Annotated in this window: 16 protein-coding genes; 10 read left to right on the top strand and 6 right to left on the bottom strand. The window is 46.6% G+C overall.

What is annotated here, in order from left to right:
- Positions 1-40: 40 nt before the first annotated feature.
- The 8 genes from tssB (at position 41) to P3339_RS21625 (ending at position 9,775) form a co-directional block, all read left to right on the top strand.
- Entirely contained in the window at positions 41-562 is a 522-nt protein-coding gene (gene tssB / locus P3339_RS21660) for a type VI secretion system contractile sheath small subunit (RefSeq protein ID WP_020413601.1), read from the top strand.
- Positions 559-2,046: a type VI secretion system contractile sheath large subunit gene (gene tssC, locus P3339_RS21655; RefSeq protein WP_020413600.1), complete on the top strand. Its 1,488-nt coding sequence runs from the start codon at positions 559-561 to the stop codon at positions 2,044-2,046. Before tssB ends, tssC (P3339_RS21655) begins: the two co-directional genes overlap by 4 nt.
- Positions 2,047-2,178: 132 nt before the next feature.
- Positions 2,179-3,666 carry a type VI secretion system contractile sheath large subunit gene (gene tssC / locus P3339_RS21650; RefSeq protein ID WP_282951864.1) on the top strand — a complete coding sequence of 496 codons (1,488 nt, stop codon included), beginning with the start codon at positions 2,179-2,181 and terminating at the stop codon, positions 3,664-3,666.
- Positions 3,667-3,670: 4 nt separating this feature from the next.
- A complete protein-coding gene (gene tssE, locus P3339_RS21645; protein WP_020413598.1) occupies positions 3,671-4,144 on the top strand; it encodes a type VI secretion system baseplate subunit TssE in 474 nt (157 codons plus the stop codon).
- Positions 4,144-5,973: a type VI secretion system baseplate subunit TssF gene (gene tssF / locus P3339_RS21640; RefSeq protein WP_282951863.1), complete on the top strand. Its 1,830-nt coding sequence runs from the start codon at positions 4,144-4,146 to the stop codon at positions 5,971-5,973. Before tssE ends, tssF begins: the two co-directional genes overlap by 1 nt.
- On the top strand, positions 5,937-7,067 hold the full coding sequence (gene tssG, locus P3339_RS21635) for a type VI secretion system baseplate subunit TssG (RefSeq protein ID WP_282951862.1): 1,131 nt from the start codon (positions 5,937-5,939) through the stop codon (positions 7,065-7,067). The genes tssF and tssG overlap by 37 nt, the downstream gene beginning before the upstream one ends.
- Before the next feature lie 39 nt (positions 7,068-7,106).
- Entirely contained in the window at positions 7,107-8,189 is a 1,083-nt protein-coding gene (locus P3339_RS21630; RefSeq protein WP_282951861.1) for a Clp protease N-terminal domain-containing protein, read from the top strand.
- Positions 8,102-9,775, top strand: coding sequence for an AAA family ATPase (locus P3339_RS21625; RefSeq protein ID WP_282951860.1), 1,674 nt, complete (start codon positions 8,102-8,104; stop codon positions 9,773-9,775). The genes P3339_RS21630 and P3339_RS21625 overlap by 88 nt, the downstream gene beginning before the upstream one ends.
- 97 nt (positions 9,776-9,872) lie before the next feature.
- Here the strand turns inward: P3339_RS21625 and P3339_RS21620 are convergent, their stop codons facing one another.
- The 6 genes from P3339_RS21620 to P3339_RS21595 form a co-directional block, all read right to left on the bottom strand.
- Entirely contained in the window at positions 9,873-11,027 is a 1,155-nt protein-coding gene (locus tag P3339_RS21620; RefSeq protein ID WP_282951859.1) for a lipase family protein, read from the bottom strand.
- A gap of 21 nt (positions 11,028-11,048) precedes the next feature.
- The gene (locus P3339_RS21615) at positions 11,049-11,453 is read right to left on the bottom strand and encodes a DUF6795 domain-containing protein (RefSeq protein ID WP_282951858.1); all 405 of its coding nucleotides are present in this window, start codon (positions 11,451-11,453) and stop codon (positions 11,049-11,051) included.
- 581 nt (positions 11,454-12,034) lie between these two features.
- A complete protein-coding gene (locus P3339_RS21610) occupies positions 12,035-12,328 on the bottom strand; it encodes a PAAR domain-containing protein (protein WP_020413592.1) in 294 nt (97 codons plus the stop codon).
- Between the two features lie 2 nt (positions 12,329-12,330).
- Positions 12,331-12,909 (bottom strand): DUF6931 family protein, encoded by a 579-nt coding sequence (locus P3339_RS21605; protein ID WP_020413591.1) that lies wholly within the window; start codon positions 12,907-12,909, stop codon positions 12,331-12,333.
- A 16-nt stretch (positions 12,910-12,925) separates the two neighbouring features.
- On the bottom strand, positions 12,926-14,833 hold the full coding sequence (locus P3339_RS21600; protein ID WP_282951857.1) for a type VI secretion system Vgr family protein: 1,908 nt from the start codon (positions 14,831-14,833) through the stop codon (positions 12,926-12,928).
- A 163-nt stretch (positions 14,834-14,996) separates the two neighbouring features.
- A complete protein-coding gene (locus P3339_RS21595; protein WP_020413589.1) occupies positions 14,997-15,485 on the bottom strand; it encodes an Hcp family type VI secretion system effector in 489 nt (162 codons plus the stop codon).
- A gap of 595 nt (positions 15,486-16,080) precedes the next feature.
- Here P3339_RS21595 and P3339_RS21590 point away from each other — a divergent pair.
- Positions 16,081-18,699, top strand: a complete 2,619-nt coding sequence (locus P3339_RS21590; RefSeq protein ID WP_282951856.1) for a bifunctional serine/threonine-protein kinase/formylglycine-generating enzyme family protein — start codon at positions 16,081-16,083, stop codon at positions 18,697-18,699.
- Between the two features lie 72 nt (positions 18,700-18,771).
- The gene (locus P3339_RS21585; RefSeq protein WP_282951855.1) at positions 18,772-20,733 is read left to right on the top strand and encodes a ShlB/FhaC/HecB family hemolysin secretion/activation protein; all 1,962 of its coding nucleotides are present in this window, start codon (positions 18,772-18,774) and stop codon (positions 20,731-20,733) included.
- The last annotated feature ends 10 nt before the right edge of the window (positions 20,734-20,743 follow it).

Genomic DNA, 20,743 nt, shown 5'->3' with positions numbered 1-20,743 from the left:
TGAGAACAGCAGTCCCTAAATCTAGGAAAGGAGACCTGAGATGTCTGAAAGCATCCACAATAAACTAAAGCGTGTGCGCAAGCCGCGTGTACATATTACTTATGATGTTGAAACTAATGGCGCAGAAGTCAAAAAGGAGCTTCCTTTCGTGGCGGGCGTTATGGGCGATTATTCAGGTGATAACACTGAAAATCGCAAGGCGTTGAAAGATCGTAAATTCGTTCAAATCGATCGTGACAATTTCAACGATGTAATGACCAAGGTAAACCCGAAGTTGAACCTACAGGTGGAGAACACCCTGTCAGGTGACGGCAGTAAAATGGCCGTGGATCTCGATTTCAGACAAATGGACGACTTTTCCCCAGAGCAGATTGTGGATCAGGTTGAGCCGCTCAAGCAGCTTTTGGAGGCGCGCAGTAAATTGCGTGACCTATTGAGCAAGGCTGACCGTTCAGAAGAGCTGGAGAAAGTTCTGGAAGATATTCTGAAGAGCACGGAAAACGTAGGCGCTATTTCCGAGCAGCTGGGCCTGAACAAGGATAAAGGAGAGGACTCAGAATGAGCACAGAAGTAGAAAATGTAGCGGAAAGCGAAGCTGAGGAACAATCTTCCAGCCTGTTGGACCAGGCGATTGCCGCAACTAAGCAAACTGAGCCTCAAGAAGCGCAAGACCTGATTGCAAACCTCACTGAACAGGTCCTAAAAGGTACCGTTACCTGGGATCGCAACCTGACTCAGACCATTAAAACTGCGGTTAGCGCGATTGACCAGGCTATGTCCAAGCAGCTGTCCGCAATCCTGCACGATGAAAAATTCCAAAAGCTGGAAGGCTCCTGGCGTGGGCTCAACCACTTGGTGATGAACTCTGAAACCGGGGCGACAATGAAGATCCGCATGCTCAATCTGAGCAAGCGTGAACTGTTCCGTGACCTGGACAAAGCTGTTGAGTTTGACCAGAGCCAGACCTTTAAGAAAATCTATGAAGAAGAGTTTGGCACCGCTGGTGGTGAGCCTTATGGCTGCATGATTGGTGATTTCGAATTTACCAGCCACCCAGAAGATATCGAGCTGCTGAGCAAGATGTCGAATGTTGCTGCAGCGGGCTTCTGTCCGTTTATTTCCGCTGCCGGCGCCGGTATGTTCGGTTTTGATGATTACACTGAGCTGTCCAAGCCCCGCGATCTCGGCGGTATTTTTGAGTCAGCTGAATACATTAAGTGGCGCAGCTTCCGCGACAGTGATGATTCCCGTTTCGTGACTTTGGTAATGCCGCGCACCCTGGCTCGTACCCCTTATGGCGCCAACACCAAGCCCATCGAAGCTTTTGATTTTGAGGAGTTTGAAGTTGATGAGTCCGGTGTTTCCCGTCCGGCTGAGCACGACCAGTACTGCTGGATGAATGCTTCTTATGTTATGGGTACCACCATGACCAAAGCTTTCGCTGAAAACTCCTGGTGTACTGCAATTCGCGGTGCAGAGGGTGGTGGTAAGGTGGAAGGTCTGCCCTCACACGTGTTTAAAAGTGATGACGGCGATCTTGACCAGAAATGCCCTACTGAAATCGGTATTACCGACCGCCGTGAAGCGGAACTCAGTGCTCAGGGCTTCCTGCCGCTGTGCCATTATAAAAATACTGACTATTCCGTATTTTTCGGTTCCCAGAGCGCACAGAAAGCCAAGACTTATGATGACCCGGACGCAACTGCAAACGCAGCTATTTCCGCGCGTTTACCTTATCTGATGGCCACTTCTCGTATCGCCCATTACCTGAAAGTAATGGCTCGGGACAAGGTGGGTTCTTTCATGGAAGCCAGTGACTGTGAGCGCTGGTTGAACAAGTGGATTTCCCAATACACCAACTCAAATCCGGATGCGAGCCCGGAAATGAAGGCGAAGTACCCGCTCTCTGAGGCCCGTGTGGAAGTGAAGGAAATTCCAGGACAGCCTGGCTGTTACAGTGCAGTTGCTTATTTGAAGCCTTGGCTGCAGATGGAAGAGCTGACTACATCCATGCGTATGGTGGCGAATATCCCGTCCGCTGGATAATGCCACAGGCCCGCCTGTTTGAGGCGGGCCACCTCTTCAAAGGGCCTTGCTCAAGGCCAGGATTCTGTCGAATCTCTCAGGAACAATGCTTGTGGGAGTTTTCCGGTGCCTTGCGCAACACATGACCAGATAATGGAAGATCACGTAGACGTACTACCGGAAAAGTTGGCCAAGGGAGAGCAGAGCGAACTTCGGCGCTTTTTAAGTGAGCCGGATGATCTGTTTGCCTTTGAATATTGGCTAACTGAAATTTGTCCCTGCTCAAAGAAGGATAATTTTTCTGTTCGCCAGTATCTCAGCCGCGTGATTATGGAGCTGGATGAGCTTATTTGTGATCAGGTAAACCGGATCATTCATCACCCTCGCTTTCAACAACTCGAAGCAAGTTGGCGTGGTTTGTCCATGCTGGTTTTTAATACGCCGCACTCGGACAATATTAAGATCAAATTACTGGATGCCAACTGGCGGGATTTGAGCAAAGATATGGAAAGAGCTCCGGATTTTGATCAGTCCGGTCTTTTCCACCTAATCTATAACGAGGAGTTCGGCACTCCGGGTGGTGAGCCATTTGGCCTACTACTGGGCGATTACTATATCTGCCATCGACCAATGCCGGATCACCCCTACGATGACGTATTTACACTGCAGGGGATAGCGCATACGGCAGCAGCTGCTTTTGCTCCTTTCATTTGTGCCGCCACTCCGTATCTCTTTGGTATTGATCATTTCGATGACCTTGCAAAACCAATCCAGTTTTCCGAAGTTTTTCGCCAGAAAGAGTATATTCGCTGGAATAGTTTGCGCGACCTGGAAGATAGCCGCTTTGTTGCGGTTACCCTGCCGCATGTACTTATGCGCGAGCCTTACAGTGTTGAATTTTCCCGCTATCGTGGATTGCGATTTCAGGAGCAGGTTAATGCCTCTCACAACCGACACTATTTATGGGGTAATGCCTGTTTTGCCTTAGGCGCCGTGCTGCTGCGTGAATTTAGTGAGGTGGGATGGTTTTCCCATATTCGTGGCGTAGCCCGCGATCACCTGGGTGGCGGTCTGGTAACCCAGTTGCCGAAAATACCCTATAGACCGGATAGCAATCCTTCCATGGTGCGTATGTCCACCTCGATTCTGGTTACAGATTTTGCGGAAAGGGATTTGTCTGAGCTGGGATTTGCCTGCTTGAGCCACTGTTATGATACCCCTTACAGCGCATTTAATAGTGTGCCGTCTCTACAAAAGGCTAAGCAATACACCTCGAAAGCCGCCACAGCGAATGCGCGTATCAGTTCCATGTTACAGCAGATTCTTTGTGCGTCCCGCTTTGCACATTATATCAAGGTAATGATCAGGGATAAGGTTGGTGCCTATATGAATGCCGCTGACTGTGAACGCCAGTTACAACAGTGGCTCGATCGTTATACCACTGGCCGTGACGATCTTTCGTGGGAGATGCTTGCGCGCTATCCATTGCGCGAGGCACGAGTCAGGGTGGTTGATGAGCCTGGCAAGGCAGGTAGCTATCAAAGTGTTATCCACTTGAAAAGTCATTATACCGTTGATCATTTGGTTTCTGAACTGAAGCTGACTACGGCCTTGGCGACCATAGGTGTAGGAGGCACTTAGGTTTATGGCAAAGGAAAAGCGCCTGCTGGCACCGGTTCTGGACAGACTGCTGGATTCTTCTAGCAGAATGGATATACATCAATCCCATCAGGTTCTGAGGCAATTACGTGAGGGAGTGCGACGCGATCTCGAGTACCTATTTAATACGCGCTATCGCTGTATTTCTGCTCCTGATGGACTGGATAATCTTGAGCACTCTAATATTAATTATGGTCTCCCGGATTTATCCACAGTAAATTTATCTTCATTGGGCAGCAGGAAACAGTTTTGCCGGGATATAGAAAAAACAATCCTAAATTTTGAGCCAAGAATTCGCTCGGTAAAAGTCACAACCCAGGAAAAGGTTGATGTAGAGGATCCGAGTATTCGTTTTCGAGTCGAAGCTGTATTGCATGTGAATCCGGCGGCAGAAGTGATTGTGTTTGATTCGGCCCTGAACCCTGTGACCCAACTGGTAGACGTGTCTGAGATTATGTAATGAGTGAAAAATTAATCGATCTCTATGAGCGCGAATTAGCCTTTATTCAGCAAACTTCTGCTGAATTTGCTCGGATGCATCCCGCAGCGGCCTCGCGATTACAATTGGATGCGGAAACAGTTGACGATCCTCTCGTGGGACGCTTGTTATCGGGTTTCGCTTATATGAATGCGAGGGTACAGCAGAAACTCAGCGATGATTTTCCCGAGCTGACAGATGCTATGCTGGAAACCCTTTATCCGCATTATCTAAGGCCAATTCCCTCCTGCGCTATTGTACAGTTTGAGCCGGATGCAGATCTTGATGCTATCACTCCGGTGGCAGCTGGTGCTTTATTGGAAAGTGAAAGCTTTCAAGGACAGACCTGCCGCTTTACTACTAATTATCCGGTAGATATCAGTCCATTTCAGCCCGTGAGCGCTAGTCTGATGCCCAGGCCCTTTATTGCACCTGGTTGTAATGATATCCAGGGGGCAAATGCGGTTCTTAAATTGTCCTTAAAAGCTTTGAGCCCGGATTTAAGTTTTGCGGAAATGACACCGGAAAATTTGCGTTTTTTCCTGCGCGGTCAAGCTACGCACGTATATGCTCTTTACGATTTGTTGCTGACAAAGTGTGTAAAGTTGGTAGTAGCCAATGGTGAGAGTGACCCTAAACCAACATTTCTATCTCCTGATGATATCAAACAGGTAGGGCTGGACGAAGATCAGGGATTGTTGCCTTACCCCGATACAGCATTTATTGGCTATCGGCTACTGACAGAATATTTCGCTTTTCCAGAAAAATTCCTATTTCTGGATATTGCCAATTTGCAGAATGCTCTGAATGAGAGCTATGGTGATACACTAAATCTCTATTTCTATCTTTCTGAAACCCATGAAGAATTGGAAAAACAACTGGTTCCCAGTATGTTTGCCCTTGGCTGCACTCCGGTAATCAACTTATTTAGTCAGAGTGCTGATCCAATCCCCTTGAGTCACACTCAATATAATTATCATATTGTGCCCGATGCTCGCCGCAGTGATGGCTTGGAGATTTATTCCATTGACGAGGTCGCTGCGACAGATGGTGATGGAGAAACGACCAATTACCGACCATTTTATGGCATTAAGCATAGTCAGCATCATGCGGAGCAATCGGCATTCTGGTACAGCCAGCGCAGAGATGTTATTGAAGGTGAGCATCGCAATGAACAGGCTTCAGAGGTTGATATCAGCCTGGTAGATCTCGATTTTAATCCACACAGAATCAGTGACCAGACGCTGGATATTAAGCTAACTTGCTGTAATCGCAATTTGCCAAAAAAACTACCCAGTGGAAATTCGCAACCTTATCTAGAGGTGGTGGATGGAGATGTTCCAGCCAGTCGTATTTCCAGTGTGGTTGCGCCAACAGCGACATTGAGACCTCCGAGAAGAGAGCGTGGTTTCTGGCGATTAATTTCGCACCTGAATTTGAATCATCTTTCACTATCAGGTGATCAGGGTTGTGACGCCCTCAAGGAGATATTCAGGCTATATGATTTTCGCGATTCTGCCAGCACGCGCAACTTAATTGAGTCGTTGCTTAAGTTGCAAACCAAGCCTGTTACCGCACCGATACAGATCGATCAGAGTGTAGTTTTGTGCCGGGGTACTGAAGTGGAAATAGAACTCGATTCTATGATGCTTACTGGTACTAGCCCACTCTTATTTGCCAGTATTATTGAGCGCTTTTTAGGACTCTATTGCTCTATTAATTCATTTACCAAATTGATTGCCACTATGAGTGGCAGAGATGGAGACTTGAAGAGATGGCCACCTCGCGCCGGCGAAAAAGCTTTACTGTAATAGAGCGGCTGCGCCGAGAACCCTACAATTTCGACTTTTTTCAGGCTGTACGTCTGGTAGAGCGGGCAGTGTCAATGTCGGATGGCGGGTTCTGTAAAGAGCCTATTGCCGGAGCCGCACCACCATCCAAAGAATTGGTGCGTTTTAGCGCTCAATCGGGGCTTTCATTTGTTGGGTCAGACGTTCTACGACTTGAGAAAAAGCAATCCGTTGGGGCACAAGGGCAGGACTCCGATGTCAGCCAATGGCATATGGAGGTTGGGTTTACCGGTTTGATCGGTAGTCAGGGGGTTATGCCTTACTACCTGACTGAGCTTGTGCAAAAAGAGCTGAGGGAAAATAACACGGCTCTGCGTGATTTTCTCGATATGTTCAATCATCGTCATGTGTCACTGCTCTACCAAGCTTGGTACAAATATCAACTTCCAGTGAATTATGAACGGCAGCGCCTGCGCACTGAGCGTGAACCTGATCTTTTCACCCAAGCTATTGCTTCCCTGGCTGGACTCGGCACGAGTGAAATGCGTTACCGGATGCCTATACCTGATGAGGCAATGTTGGGAATGGCCGGCCACCTTGGTCAGGAGCGATGCTCTGCGGCAGCTCTGACCAGTATGATCAAGCACTACTTTAATCTTATCGTGAGTATTGAGCAGTTCCAGGGGCAATGGGATGCGTTACCCAAAGATATTCTCTGTAGACTCCCGTGTGATGAGGCTCCTGATGGGGTGAATAATTGCCTTGGTACCAACACGATCCTGGGGACTCATTGCTTCCAGGCACAGAATAAATTCCGGGTGATTATAGAACCAATGGCCTATGAGCAATTTATGACAATTGCTCCTGGAACCCAGAAATTGGAAGCATTAAAAGCGTTTATTAAGTTTAGCGCAGGTATTGAAATGGATTTTGAACTTTCCGTATCACTGCCTTCCAAGCAAGTGTCACCGGTACAGTTAAATCGGAAATCTGAACATGAGCCCCTGCTGGGATGGAATACTCATATGGCCAGTGAGCAGGAAGCTGTAGATCCAGTGCAGATTACGCTAAGTGCTGAAAATTTATCACCCGATGAAGCTTTACCAGCAGCATAAGTAATATTTAACAATAATTTTTAAAAGGACCTTTACGCCGTGATTAATATTGATCTGAAGCGGTTAGTGGATACCATGACACCGCACATGCGTGACTCTCTTGAGGGGGCTGCCGGCTTGTGTTTGGCACAGAACCAGTACAATGTAGAGTTAGAGCACTGGCTACTCAAATTGTTGGACCAGTCTGATACAGACCTGTATCACCTGCTGGAAAAACATGATTGTAACCCAGCCAATTTCGCCAAACAGTTGGCAACGGCAATTGCTGGGTTCCGTTCCGGAAGCAGCCGCCCACCGGCGCTGTCTCCGACTATTGTAGAGGCAGGTAAAAATGCCTGGATGCTTGCTTCAATTGACTATGGCCATCGTGCTATCAGTTCCGGGCATTTCCTGGCGGCGCTATTATTGGAAGAAACTTCCCGCCGACAAATCCTAGAGTCTTGTCCCGAACTCAAGAATATAGCCCCGGAATCTGTCCGTGAAACAGCTAGAGCGATGTTTGGTCAGAGCGGAGAATCCAGCCATGTAGGAGCTGCGGCAGCCAGTAGTGATGGAGCTGCTGCGGTGGCCGCAGCGGCCAGCAAGGCGCCGGCGTTGGACAAGTACACTATTAACCTCACCGAAAGAGCCAAAAAGGGTGAGATCGATCCTGTACTCGGCCGAGATGAAGAGATTCGCCAGTGTATCGATATCCTAACCCGTCGCCGACAAAATAACCCAATTCTTACCGGCGAAGCCGGTGTTGGCAAAACCGCCGTCGTGGAAGGGTTTGCATTGCGCATTGCCAGTGGTGATGTACCAGAGCCATTGCGTGGTGTCGCTGTACGTACACTCGACCTCGGCCTGTTACAGGCGGGCGCCAGCGTAAAGGGCGAGTTCGAGAATCGCTTGAAATCGGTTATCGAAGAAGTACGCGCTTCAGCTACGCCAATAATTTTATTTATTGACGAAGCCCACACCATGATTGGTGCTGGTGGTAAGGAAGGACAGGGTGATGCGGCTAACTTGCTGAAGCCTGCGTTGGCCAGGGGGAATTGCGTACTCTCGCCGCAACGACATGGGCGGAATACAAAAAATATTTCGAGCGCGACCCAGCCCTCACCAGACGCTTCCAAGTGGTAAAAGTGGAAGAGCCAGATGAAAACAATGCTATTGATATGATGCGTGGTATTGCTACTTCCCTGGAACAGCATCACAAGGTGCGTATTCTGGATGAAGCAGTTATCGCATCAGTGAAATTGTCCCATCGCTACATTCCCGGCCGCCAGCTTCCCGATAAGTCGGTAAGTCTGTTAGACACCGCCTGTGCTCGGGTGGCTTTGAGTCAGTCGGCTACGCCGGGGGCAATTGAAGATGCTCGGATTAATATTAATCGCACTACTACCACTCTGGCCAAGTTGGAACGTGAAAATGCGGCAATGGGTGAGCACGAAGAGCAATTGGCTGAATTGAGAGAGTTTAAGCAAGCTGAAGAGCAGCGCCAGGCCTCTCTGGAGCAGCAACTTACTCAGGAAAATGAGCTGATTGAGCAGATTCAGAAACTGCGTGATCTGATTGACGCTGAGTTTGTAAAAACTCAGGGTGGTAATAGTGAAGAGACTCCCGATGCTGCCTTGTTGGCAGACTACCAAGAACAACTTAAAGTTCTTATCTCTGATCTGGAGGCGATCCAGGGAGATACACCACTCATGCAGCCTGCGGTGGACGAGCAGGCAATAGCTGCGGTAGTTGCCAACTGGACTGGAATCCCGGTAGGCAAAATGGTGAGCGATGAAATTGTTGCAGTGAAGACACTGGCCGACCGGCTGAATAAGCGTGTCATAGGACAGCCACACGCAATTGAGGCCGTTGCCCAGGCAATCCGTACCTCCCGTGCTGGGTTGACTGATCCCCGTAAGCCTGTCGGGGTATTTATGTTCTGCGGTACCAGTGGTGTGGGTAAAACCGAAACTGCGTTGGCTTTAGCGGATGAGCTATTTGGCGGTGAGCAAAGTATTACCACAATTAATATGGCTGAGTTCAAGGAAGAGCATAAAGTTTCCATGCTTCTGGGCTCTCCACCAGGGTATGTTGGTTACGGAGAAGGTGGTGTGCTCACTGAAGCTGCACGACGTAAGCCTTATTCAGTAATCCTGCTAGATGAAATGGAAAAAGCCCATCCGGGTGTGCAGGATATTTTCTACAATTTGTTTGATAAAGGCACGATTAAGGATGGTGAAGGTCGTGATATCGACTTTAAGAACACAGTTATTATCATGACTTCAAACGCTGGTGAAGACGCTATCAGAGCTATCTTTAACCAAGTTGAGGAAAAGCCTGAACCGGATGTATTGTTGGATAATATCCGTCCTCATCTGTTACAGAAATTCAAGCCGGCTTTCCTCGGCCGGGCTAATGTAGTTGCCTACTACCCGCTGGATGACGAGGATCTGGTTGAGATTTGTAAAATCAATATGCGCAAGGTTGAGAAACGAGTGCGTGAGCACTACGGAGCATCTTTCTCATATGATGAGGATGTACTTATCAATATCGTAGCGCGATGTCATGAAGCTGATACTGGCGCCCGTAATATTGAGGTGATCTTAAATAAAACTCTGTTACCTGAATTGGCTAGTGAGTGCCTGGATAAGATGGCGAAAGGTGAAGAAGTTAAGGTAATTAAAGTTTCCGCGACTGAAGAAGGTGACTTTGCCTATAACGTAGAATAATCAGAAAACTAGCCCAGTAGTGGAGTCAACTGGATTGCACTACTGGGCTGGGTACCACTTAATGCCATATTACTATAGTTACTTCTGCTAAGTCAGATTAATGAATCATTCTTCCTGCTCTCATTACTAAGTCAGAGATAGCCCGATGCATACGTAAGAACACCATGCGCATAAATGAGACCGTGATATCAACTCCTTCCACAATAGTCATACCGATTAACTGAGCAAATCTACGTATTAGCCGCATTACCCAGAAGGAAATATCTTTACTTACTTGGTAGGCGTTATGTAGGAATATTGCCAACCTGTCTAAGATGGTAAATGTTGTACTTCCTGCGACAACCAAAGAGATTCCAGCTAAATGACCGATCTTCTTTAAGACCCAGAGTAACGCCTCTCCTGCAATCCAAGCGGTATTCATGGATAATGAGAGAATACCATCTGATTTTAGCCAGGCTTCGATACTTTTATCCAAATTACCTTTAGGCTTTCTTTGTCTAACAGTATCCCAATCTAGACTCGTTTCATTTGGTGCGACAGAGTCAATATAGGTTTCGCTGCTATGATTAGTAAGAGGACTATAGCTTGGGCTTGGTAGTTCAAAATCTCCTATTCCACCGCTCGGTACATGAACAAATGGCCAAGTAGGCACCATAGGAACAGCATCGGCTCGATGATAAACTCGGTAGATATTGTGAGGAGTTAATCGGCGTTTACAATTATTGGAGAATTGATCAAGTCCAACCCTGGGGCTCCCATAGGTGTAGAGTTTTACAGTTTTTCCTGTGTTAGAGGAGAGCCAATCTGCAGCTAGAGTCGCTAGAGCCCCACCCAGGCTATGTCCAACGCAGTGTATTGTATGTATGTTAGATGGAAGATTTTGAGAAAAATTTTCTAGCTGGGGAAAGAAACTTTCAAAAGTATAGTAGAAGCCCTGATGTACTGACCCGCCAGTATGGAATCGTTTAATACCTGCATTTAGATCTGTTAATAGGTCGTAACCGCTGGCAGTTCCTTTCAGAGCTACAAAAGCCTGCCCTTTAAAGTTATCTTTACCACATGTCGCGATGCCCATTGCGTGAGTACTTTTTATTAGAGTAAAAGCACCTGTTTTCCCTTGTATTTTATTGGGGAGGTTTTCTTTTATGTCAAAGTCATCCTTGTATAGATCAAAGAAAATCTCTTGGTCATTAGGTTTCTTAATTAAGTAAATATCCGCAGCAAGCTGAGCACTATATTGTGGTGTGAGCATTATTTTGAATCCTTTTTATGGTTAAATAAATTTGCAAGAAGTCTTTACCGCTGACTTGAACTTTCTTTCTGTTTTTGGCTCGTCAGAGAGTTCACACGATAGATTAATTGGAGCACCGTTCATTTCTGAGTTTTCACCAGGATTTCTTTTTGCATAAATCCAAATTAAATAGTTATTATTTTCATATTCCACGTTTATGCTTTGTGAGGAAATAAACTCTACAGGTAGCACCTGAGTAAATGAATTTTCAAATTTTGCAGGAAGATCAACATTTCCGTCTTCATCTGAAGTAAAGAGGTCAATTTGCTCATCTTTCCAGTCAATCGTGCGAATAATTTTTGCGCCTACGGCAGGTTCACCATTTAAGGTGAGTCGGATTTTCATTTCTGAAAATGTGCATGCTTTTAGCGGGTTTAAAAATGCCATTCCGTAAGTTCCTCCTGAAATAGATAGAAGAAGTAAAATTAATGTGATTTTGAGGGGCAATATTTTATTGTGCATAAGAGTAAGTTTTTCATGTTAGGATTTATGGGCTGAATTTTTAGATTTATAATTTTAAAGCTGACAAGGTTTTTTTCATCTTGCCTGGTTCTATTTGACGCTGCCTGTGGATGAGTGCCATGGGTGCATGCGCTAACTAAAGCGTAATTTTTAATATTATCTATGACAAGTTAGCCTTTGTTTCCTAAGAACTATTTATCCAGTTGTAGCTGCTGGGCTGTATTCTATGAAGTGCAAGAAAAGACCTGAAGCTAATATTTGCACTTCATCCTGAGTGGATAAGAATATATAAATTTATATGCAGCTAATTAGCTTTGAAGCTAATGGATATCAGGCTAAAAAATAAAGAGGCTACTTGTTTTTTGTACGTAGCCCAGTTTTTCGTTACTGTCACCAGATTATTTTAAGATAAATAATCGCTTGTTTGTCTAAACAACGGTAGGTTCTTTATTATTTGCTCAGACAATCTATTGTTTATATACAAGGCGCCATAGGTGGAATATTATTTAGCCACCGATCAGTACTGTGGGGCATCCGATTACAATCTTGCCGCCATGGCCAGTTGTATCTCCCATGCGGGCAGCAGGCTTCTTTTGCAGCAGTACGGTAGTGCTGCCCATAGCTACAGTATCTGGTGGTCCTACACAGGTACAGGCACTGCCAACCGTAGCTGAGGGCATTCCGCCGATAATGACCGTTGGAGCACCTGGGCTGAGGATCGGCCCACCGACGTGAGGTACAGTACCTGTCACCATCGGACAGACATGCATATCAGTAATTCGTGAAGCAGGCTTGCCCATATTTAGTCCTCTATCCTGCCATTACCGCCACGAGCCAGATCCAACCCTTGATTCATGTATCTTGCGAATCTTTTGCCGGGATCCACTGGATCAGATAAAACTGCAGCGAGAGTGACACTACCAGCGACGGCGTGTGCATAAAGATGTTCTGGCGGCTCAACTACAGGCTCACCTTCCGCCGCCAGACTTCCATGGCACCAACTCGCTGCTGTAGCAGCCCAGCTCGCTGGGGTTTTGTGCTTGGTTTTATCGCCCAGGGTTTTGCACTTTAACCGAGTCTCTTCGCTGGGCTTTTTGGCCCAGCTTTCCGCAGCGACTAATGCATTTACATTGTCTTCATCAGTTTCTGGGCTTTGAATATCCCGAGCTGCGAGACAGGCCCACCAAACAGCTTCCCGTTTGGGGAGCCCATGTGCCAATAGTTTGATCGCATCGGGATAAAGACCCGCGTCAACCAGTTGGTTAATGCTGACCTCGGGTGCAGTATCGGGCACCAGGTGCTCTTCCGCTTCTTCACTCACCTCAAAATTTTTTAGCAGCTCCGCCGCGGTAAGTGCTTGTACTTTGATCAGGTCAGTCATTCTTAGTTAATCCCCATCAGTTGATCATAGTCACGCCGCCTTTCAGGGTGAGCATGCCGCCGCCTTTAACTTCAGCTGTAGCATCTCCCTTGCAGGAAAGCATTGTACCTTTGATGGTGATTCCCGCTGGGGTTAGCTTAATACTACTGCCCCCAACCTTTAATTCAATTGAAGCTTTTGAGGATATTTTGATAGCCCCCATAGCATCTGTGGTTTGCGATCCTTTGCTAATCTTGAGTGTGTGATTGCCTGAACCAATCGTGACAGTCTGGTTTCCTTTATCCACATTCAATTTTTGGTCACCTTTGGCAATGGTGACTACTTCGCTACCATCAGTTACGGTAATGCTACGATCCTGTTTAACTTCCAGAGTTTGCTTGTTTTCTATTTTGCCAGTTTGGTCATTATGGATAACAAAGTTGTGATCCTTACCGGCTTCCATATAGATTTCTTCGTTGCCACCTTTGTCATCAAAGCGCAACTCGTTAAAGGTGCTGCCCTCATACTCGGTTTTCCAGCCACTTTGGGTGGCGGTGTAATTGGGGCCTGGATTATCGCCGTTATATACTGCACCGGTAATCAATGGTCTATCCGGGTCGCCATTAATGTAGGTAACAACCACTTCCTGGTTTACCCTGGGTACAAAGTTTGCCCCCCAGTTTTTTCCGGCAAAAGACTGCATCACTCTGACCCAGCAACTATTTTGTTGTGAGTTCCAGGGGAACTTTACTTTCAGTTGGGTGTAGGGGTCCTGAGAGCTGTCGGATGCGGTTGCTTTTACTTCCAATACACGTGCCACTTGTGGTGAGTGTATTTTCTTTGCAGAAACATTCGGCTGTGGGCGTGGCATTACCGCAGAAGGAATACAGCTGAAGGTATTGTGGAAGTGGGTTTCGTTACTGTTACCGTCTGCAGCTGAAACATGCACAGACGTAATAAGATACTTCCCCTTTTCTGACGACAACGTGTGATCAAAATTAAAACGTCCGCCGGCAGTAAAGGAGGGGCAGTCACTACGTCCATGGCTGACATCAAATAGCGCTTCCTGTGCTTCCATAGCACGTTCTGCCAGTGCTTTATGGTAGCTATCAGTAAATTTGTGCTTGTGTTCACCATCAGCCTGGAAGTGGTTCAGGCCATATAAGCCGCGCATGTAGTTAGAAACATCATTCAGCTTACTGGTGGTTTTAACTTGCTGCTTATTGTCTTTGGTAGCAGTAAATTCACTGTAATCTTTGAGCTCAAAACCGCCGCCATGGTAGTTGAAGTTTCTTCTCCAGCTACTCACTGTGTTTTTTGTGGGATGGCTACCGCCTCCGTCATACTCAATTTTTTCACTTTCACAGTCGTAAAAATCTTGAGGATCATCGCAGAGTACAAGCTCATGCTGCCCTTCAGAGTGCTTGAAGTAGTAGGAAATACCCTCTTCAGCCATTAAGCGATTGATAAATTCAAAGTCGCTTTCATCAAACTGTACACAGTATTCACGGGTGATGTATTCGGCATTTAGCTTTAAGGTCAGTTTGATAACCTTGCTGTATTCACCGAGAACTTCTTCAAGAATTTGCTTGGCGGACTTCTTTTCGAAAACTCTGTTGGAGCCTCCGAGGCTCGTGAACCACAGGCCAGGTTGAAGAATTGCGCTATAACTACGCACGCCTTCGGCGTTTACATCGTGAAGGGAGAACTGGGTAACATAGCCGTTAATATGGCGTGGTGTCTCAGAGTGGTGAATCGAAACAGTTACTGGTTTGCCGACAAGATCTTTTTGCTCAATAGCGTGATCATCAGAAAGAAGTTGTACTTCATAGCGGAATAGCTTGGAGACATGCTCCTCGCCTTGTAAGGTCGTTGCGATCAAAGCATCCGAGCCGACTGGGCTGTCGACCGTAATCATTCTTTTATCTTGATTGAGTGTAGCCATGGGCAGCCCCAACTATCCCTACGGTGCCAAATAAGAAATGAGATTTTAGAAATCTGCAGTTCTTTAGGTCAGTGCTCGTATAAGCACTCAGCTAAAGAACTGGAGGGCGGTAGCCCGCAGGTACTCTGCAGGCCACCGTTCAACCCGAAAAGAGTCGAACCAATTACAGCGGAGTCGCTGTGGTGAGGTCGTATCCAACCTTCATGTTCTTCGGGTTCTTGTTAGTCTTATCAGCGTGGTCGAGTTCGGCTTCGATTTTGGCAAAGCTCAGAGATACGGACTCCTGAGGAGCACCGCCGGCAGAAGCACCAATGCTGTAAGAGGAGATGATTACGTCAGTCAGCTTGTAAACAGCGTACTTTTCTACAGAGTTGGCGCCGGTCTGTACAACATGAATCTCTACGGGCACACCTTCGTCGCCAGTGACAGAAGACTTGAACAAACCACCGGAAGAAGCGTCAATACGCTTGGTGAAAGTGACTTCGCTCAGGCTTGGGCGAGAGGCTTCACGGTTGGAGGTAGCACCGGCTTCCATGGTGATACCGCGGCCAACACCAAAGTTGAAGCTGTCAACTTCGATCCAGTCTTCGTAACCTTTGGCGGTGACGTTGCCTTTGGTGGCTTTGTTATTGAAGTTCATGTAGATAGCCATGGGGATTCCCTCTTGGTTGGCTTTTGATGTTGGTGGTTAATCCTTTACCACGGCGATGAGTCAGTAGCTCAGGTAACGTCGCAGTGGCAACTGGGGTGATTTAAACAGAGAGAAAAGCAAAAAAAACCATAATTTTTCGTTATTTAATCGACTCTGGCACCAATTATCCGAAGCCCTTTTACTGTTGTTGGGTATATGCCCGCTGAGCGTATTCGACTCTGACACCAATTAAATATACAGAGAATTACGGTTTAATTTTCCGTCCCGCCAAAATTTGGAAGAAATATGAAAATATTAAGAATTGTTAGCTTCCTTGCACCAATTAAAATTATTTCAATTATTGGGGTTGTTTAAAAAACATGCATGTAAGCCTATGTAATTGGTTGTATTCATTGGCAAGCATTCCGGTTAGCTGCACCACTACTGGGATAGTGTACTTATGACGCCTGTAGGCAAATTATTTTGAATATACCTTGATTGTTGCTCCTTAACCTGTTCGATATACTTTGCCACTTTAAATTACCTTAATTGATAAGCCCGTAACATTTTTGTTATGCATTTGGATATTTGGTAATACTTTCCCAAGGAGGCGGAATTGAACGATAAGACACGTATTGTTCGGCCGAGTGGCTCTCCGCCCGGCCCGGAGCAAGCTGCAGGTGGGTTAACGGAAGATGGTGATGTCACTGTCGTTGTGCGCCAGGATGCTACCGGTTCAAATGACCATCCGCCAGTTCGTGGAGCCCAAGCGATAATTCCCAATGCTGCTGCAGATTTTGGGACTGATGCTACCGTCTTCAGTCCGGCCCCGCACAAAGCTTCTGTTCAGCAAGAAGTCGGCACTAAGTTAGAAGGTGGAATACCGGCTAATCCCATCGATACTCCTGACTCTTTCGAACCCTTACCCTCAGGTGCTGTTACAAAGACCGTGATTAAAGGGCGTTTTGAGCTTGACAAACTCTTGGGTGTTGGCGGTATGGGGGCAGTTTATAAAGCTCTCGACCGCCGAAAATTAGAAGCTAACGACAGCGAACCCTATGTCGCTATTAAGCTGTTAAACGATGATTTTCAGAAGCACCCTGATGCCTTTATTTCCCTGCAACGTGAGGCGCGTAAGTCTCAAACTCTAGCCCATCCTAACATCGTAACGGTTTATGATTTTGACCGTGATGGTGACCGCGTCTTTATGACGATGGAATTCCTGGAAGGGGCACCCTTAGATAAGCTTCTGCGAGATCATGCAGATGTGGGGCTTGAACCAGAAAAAGCGCGATCCGTATTTACGGATATTTGTCAGGCACTGATCTATGCGCATTCACATAAAATCGTCCACTCCGACTTTAAACCGGGCAATATTTTCGTCACCAGTAAGAAAGGCGCAAAGGTTTTTGACTTTGGTATTGCGCGAGCAGTATCGGAAGGAGGAATTGCGAATAAAACTGGTGAGACCACTGTATTTGATGCTGGCAGTCTTGGGGCACTGACGCCCGCTTATGCGAGCTATGAGATGTTGAAAGGGGGAGAGCCAGCCCCCTCTGATGATGTTTATGCACTGGGCTGTGTGGCCTATGAATTGTTTTGTGGTCGCCATCCCTATGACAAAACTCCTGCGGATAAGGCTTTTGAGCAGAAGTTACGTCCAAAGCGCATCAAGGGGCTGAACCGCAGAGAATGGCGTGCCCTTGAGTCTGCCCTGGAGCTGAAGCGGGAAAATCGTACCGATACCGTCGAAAAGTTTGTGCAGGCATTCTTTATTAGTAATACCTGGAAATGGGTTCTGGGTAGTGCCTTTGCCATGATGCTTATTGGCGCTGGATTTGGTTATAACCACTTGGAGCAGCAGAATACCGCCGAACAAGAGAGGGTAAAAATAGAGCTTGAACGAAAATTGCAGCAGGAGCTGTTAGAGCGCCGAATCAGTGATAAGAAAGAAGCGATTAGCCGGCTGATTAACTTGAGTATCTTAACTCCCGCCTGGGAGAACGACCTCCGTCTGGAGCTGAAGGAATACTCAGAGCTGAACCCTGGTGATGATGACTTTCTGGATGCCTCACGGCGTGAGATATCTGAGCTGTTCTTAGCTGCCGCAACTGGTCAGCTTAACTTGGGTAACCTGGACCAAGCTGACCTAATGCTTCGAAGTGCCGCTAACTGGTATGGGGTATCCAGCCGGGCAGTGGCGATTAAATCCCAGTTGGCGACTGATAGGGAGAATTTACAGGCACGTCTTGAAGCTGAGCGTTTGGAGGCTGAGCGAGAAGCGGAGCGCCTGCGCTTACAAGAAGAGCGGGCCGAGCGTCGTCGTCTGGCTACAATCAAGCAGAAACAGGTAGATGCGATTCTCAATGAGATGGAAGCGGTTCTGACTTGCAGCTTTGATATGAATGTGGGGGCTATTGGGGCGCAACTTTCCCAGCTCGCGAAAGTGGACAATATCAAGGCCCAGCAGATTCGTCCGGTTATCGGTGAAGAACTCAGTACCTGTGCTTCCAATCTGGGTGCAAAAGACCCGACCCAAACAGAGGCTCTGGTGGATGAGTTTAGGGCGCTTCTCCCCAGCTATCAGCCTCTGAAAGAGCTCAAGCTGGACTTCTGTGGGCACCTGGTACCAGGAAGTGGCGGTAGAGGAGATCGCTACAGTTGTCGTGATCGTCTTGCAGATGGTAGCAAAGGCCCGGCGATGGTCGTTATCAAAGGTGTAAGTGGCAGGCCTCTTGCTGTTGGTAAATATGAAATAAGTAATCTTGATTTGAAGCAATTCTGCAGTATCACTAAGCAGTGTAATTCGCTGGAATTCGGTGCCGACAATATGCCAGCTAATAACGTGTTATTAACTAGTGCAGAGGCATACCTAAGTTGGTTAAGCGACGAAACTGGTTATAGTTACCGTCTACCCACCGAGCAGGAATGGTTTGCCGCAGCCAGTGCGAATGGTCAGGAAGAGCTGGCTGATCGAAATTGCCACCTTAAATATGGTGGTATCGAGAAGGGAGCTGAATTTGTCCCAGCGCAATCCGGCTCTTCTAATAGGTTTGGCTTGGTGAATTCAGTCGGCAATGTGCAGGAGTGGGCACGTGGCACCGATGGTGAGTTGCTGGCCTTAGGGGGTAATCGCTTGGACCCCATGAGTCGCTGCCTGGCTACAACAAAGCGGCTCCATAATGGTCAGGCAGATGAATTTACAGGGTTTCGCATCGTTAGGGATGTTAACTAAATAATTGTAATTCGGCCTTTCCCAATTAGAAGTTCAGGGGGCAAATAAATAAGAATTTTATTTGGGGGAGTTATGTTCTGGCTCAAACAAAGCAAACTGGCACTCTTTATTAGTGCCGGTTTTATGCTACTGCAAATGCCTGCTAAAGCTCAGGAGGAGGACTCCAGCTTTCGAAGTCGTGTAAGGCAGGCATTCGATCAAAATACACCAACTGTTAGCGAAGTAGATGTAACAAAAGACTATCTCCAGCGGACTTTTGAGGCGGAGGACCCAAACCTTAATACTGAAATCCCCGAAATTTCCCAGCGTAATCAAGGGCCACGTATTACTGTCAAAGAGTTTCGGTTTCACAGGTTAGAAGAGTATCCAGAATTTGGTATTGAGCGCACCACCATCGAGAAGATGGCTGAGGATTTGCGCATTAAATATATGAAGGAAGATAAGATTCTTGCCAGTGGATATACCGTAGAAAATTTGGAAGAGCTGGCTATCTTACTGGGAAACATGAATGCCCAATTTAATCCGGGAGGCCTTGGCCCTGCAGAATTAAAAAAGCTGGTCAGTGTTATAGAGAAGCAAAATAAGGAACGTGGACTAAGTTATGGGGACCTGGAAGATATAGCTGCAGAACTTACTAACTTTTATCGCCGTCAAGGTTTGTTCCTTGCTCAAGTACAAATACCTGCGCAAGACGTTGAAAATGGTGTAGTTACTCTCACTGTTCAGGAGGGGCTGCTGGGACAGGTTGTTGCTGAAGATAATGAGCGTTACGCCCTGGATCAACTTGCAGAGCCTTTCGAAGGCCAAAGAGGGGAATTGGTGAACCATGAAAGTATTGAGGAGGGGTTATACCTTCTCAATGATCTACCGGGCCTAAATGTTACTGGGTATTTTAGCGCTGGTGATAATCCTGGAGAAACCAAACTTAATTTGAAAGCGCGTGAAACAAGCTCTTATAAGGCTTCTTTAAGGTTGGATAATCATGGTTCTCTTTATACAGGTAATGAAAGAGCCTATGCCACGGTTGATTGGCTGAATCCACTGGGTATAGGAGATGCGTTAACGGTAAGCTATTTAAAATCTGCTCTTGAAACGGATGAAAAGCTTGGTTCTGATTTGGGTCAAATTAGATATAGTTTCCCTGTATTTTCTCCTCGTACCAGACTAGAGATTTCGGCAGATCATAATGAGTTTAATCTCTACGATGAAGAAAATAAGGAAAATGTCATCAATGCACTCAATATATCCGGTGTCAATAAAAGTTATGCCGTTTCTCTAGATCATAAATTCCGTCGCTCTCGGGATTTCAATTTGACAGGCTCTTTCGGAATAACAGAGAAGGAATCTGAGCTTGAGGGGGCGATTGCTTTTACAAACGATCATGTTTATGGCGGTGAGGTTGGTGTTTATTTGGATAGTCTCTCTAACGGCCTTTTTTCCATGTTGAATATAATGAATGTGAATCTTCAATATGGTGAGCATCAGAATGATGTTGAAGCTGGCAGAGGGGATGATTTTAATAAAGTGGCGATCAATACCAGCTCTTTGCTTTTTCTTCCTATGCCTTTTATAGATGAGCAATCAAGACTTATCCTGAAAGGACGAGCACAATATAGCGAAAGCAACTTACCCGGGTTTGAACAGATGTCATTGGGTGGGGCTAATGGTGTACGAGCATTTGCAGTGAGGGATTTTTCCGCTGATAAAGGAGCGGTCTTATCTGCAGAGTGGTACGTGAATTTTCCTGAAGCGATCAATCCGGTTCTTTTCGGACAGCGCTTAAACGACATTGTACAGGTTGCCCTTATAGCAGATGTTGGTTATGGCTTTGTTAATAACTACGAAGAAACACTTGATGATGATTGGGCCAGGTTCTCTGGGGCGGGTGTACTCTTCAAGTTCAGTTGGGATGATCGGTTCTCAAGCAAAGTTTCTATGGCTTGGCCAATTATGTCGAGTACCTCGATAACAAATATTGCTGTTGGTGAAGATGAGCCAACGGTTTATGCTGATTTTTCAATTTTTTATAACTAATTATTAAATT

Origin of the sequence: Microbulbifer sp. MLAF003 (assembly GCF_030012965.1) — a bacterium.
Taxonomy (GTDB): domain Bacteria; phylum Pseudomonadota; class Gammaproteobacteria; order Pseudomonadales; family Cellvibrionaceae; genus Microbulbifer; species Microbulbifer variabilis.
The sequence above is the reverse complement of the archived record's forward strand: the minus strand, read 5'-3'. Positions and strand labels throughout refer to the sequence as shown.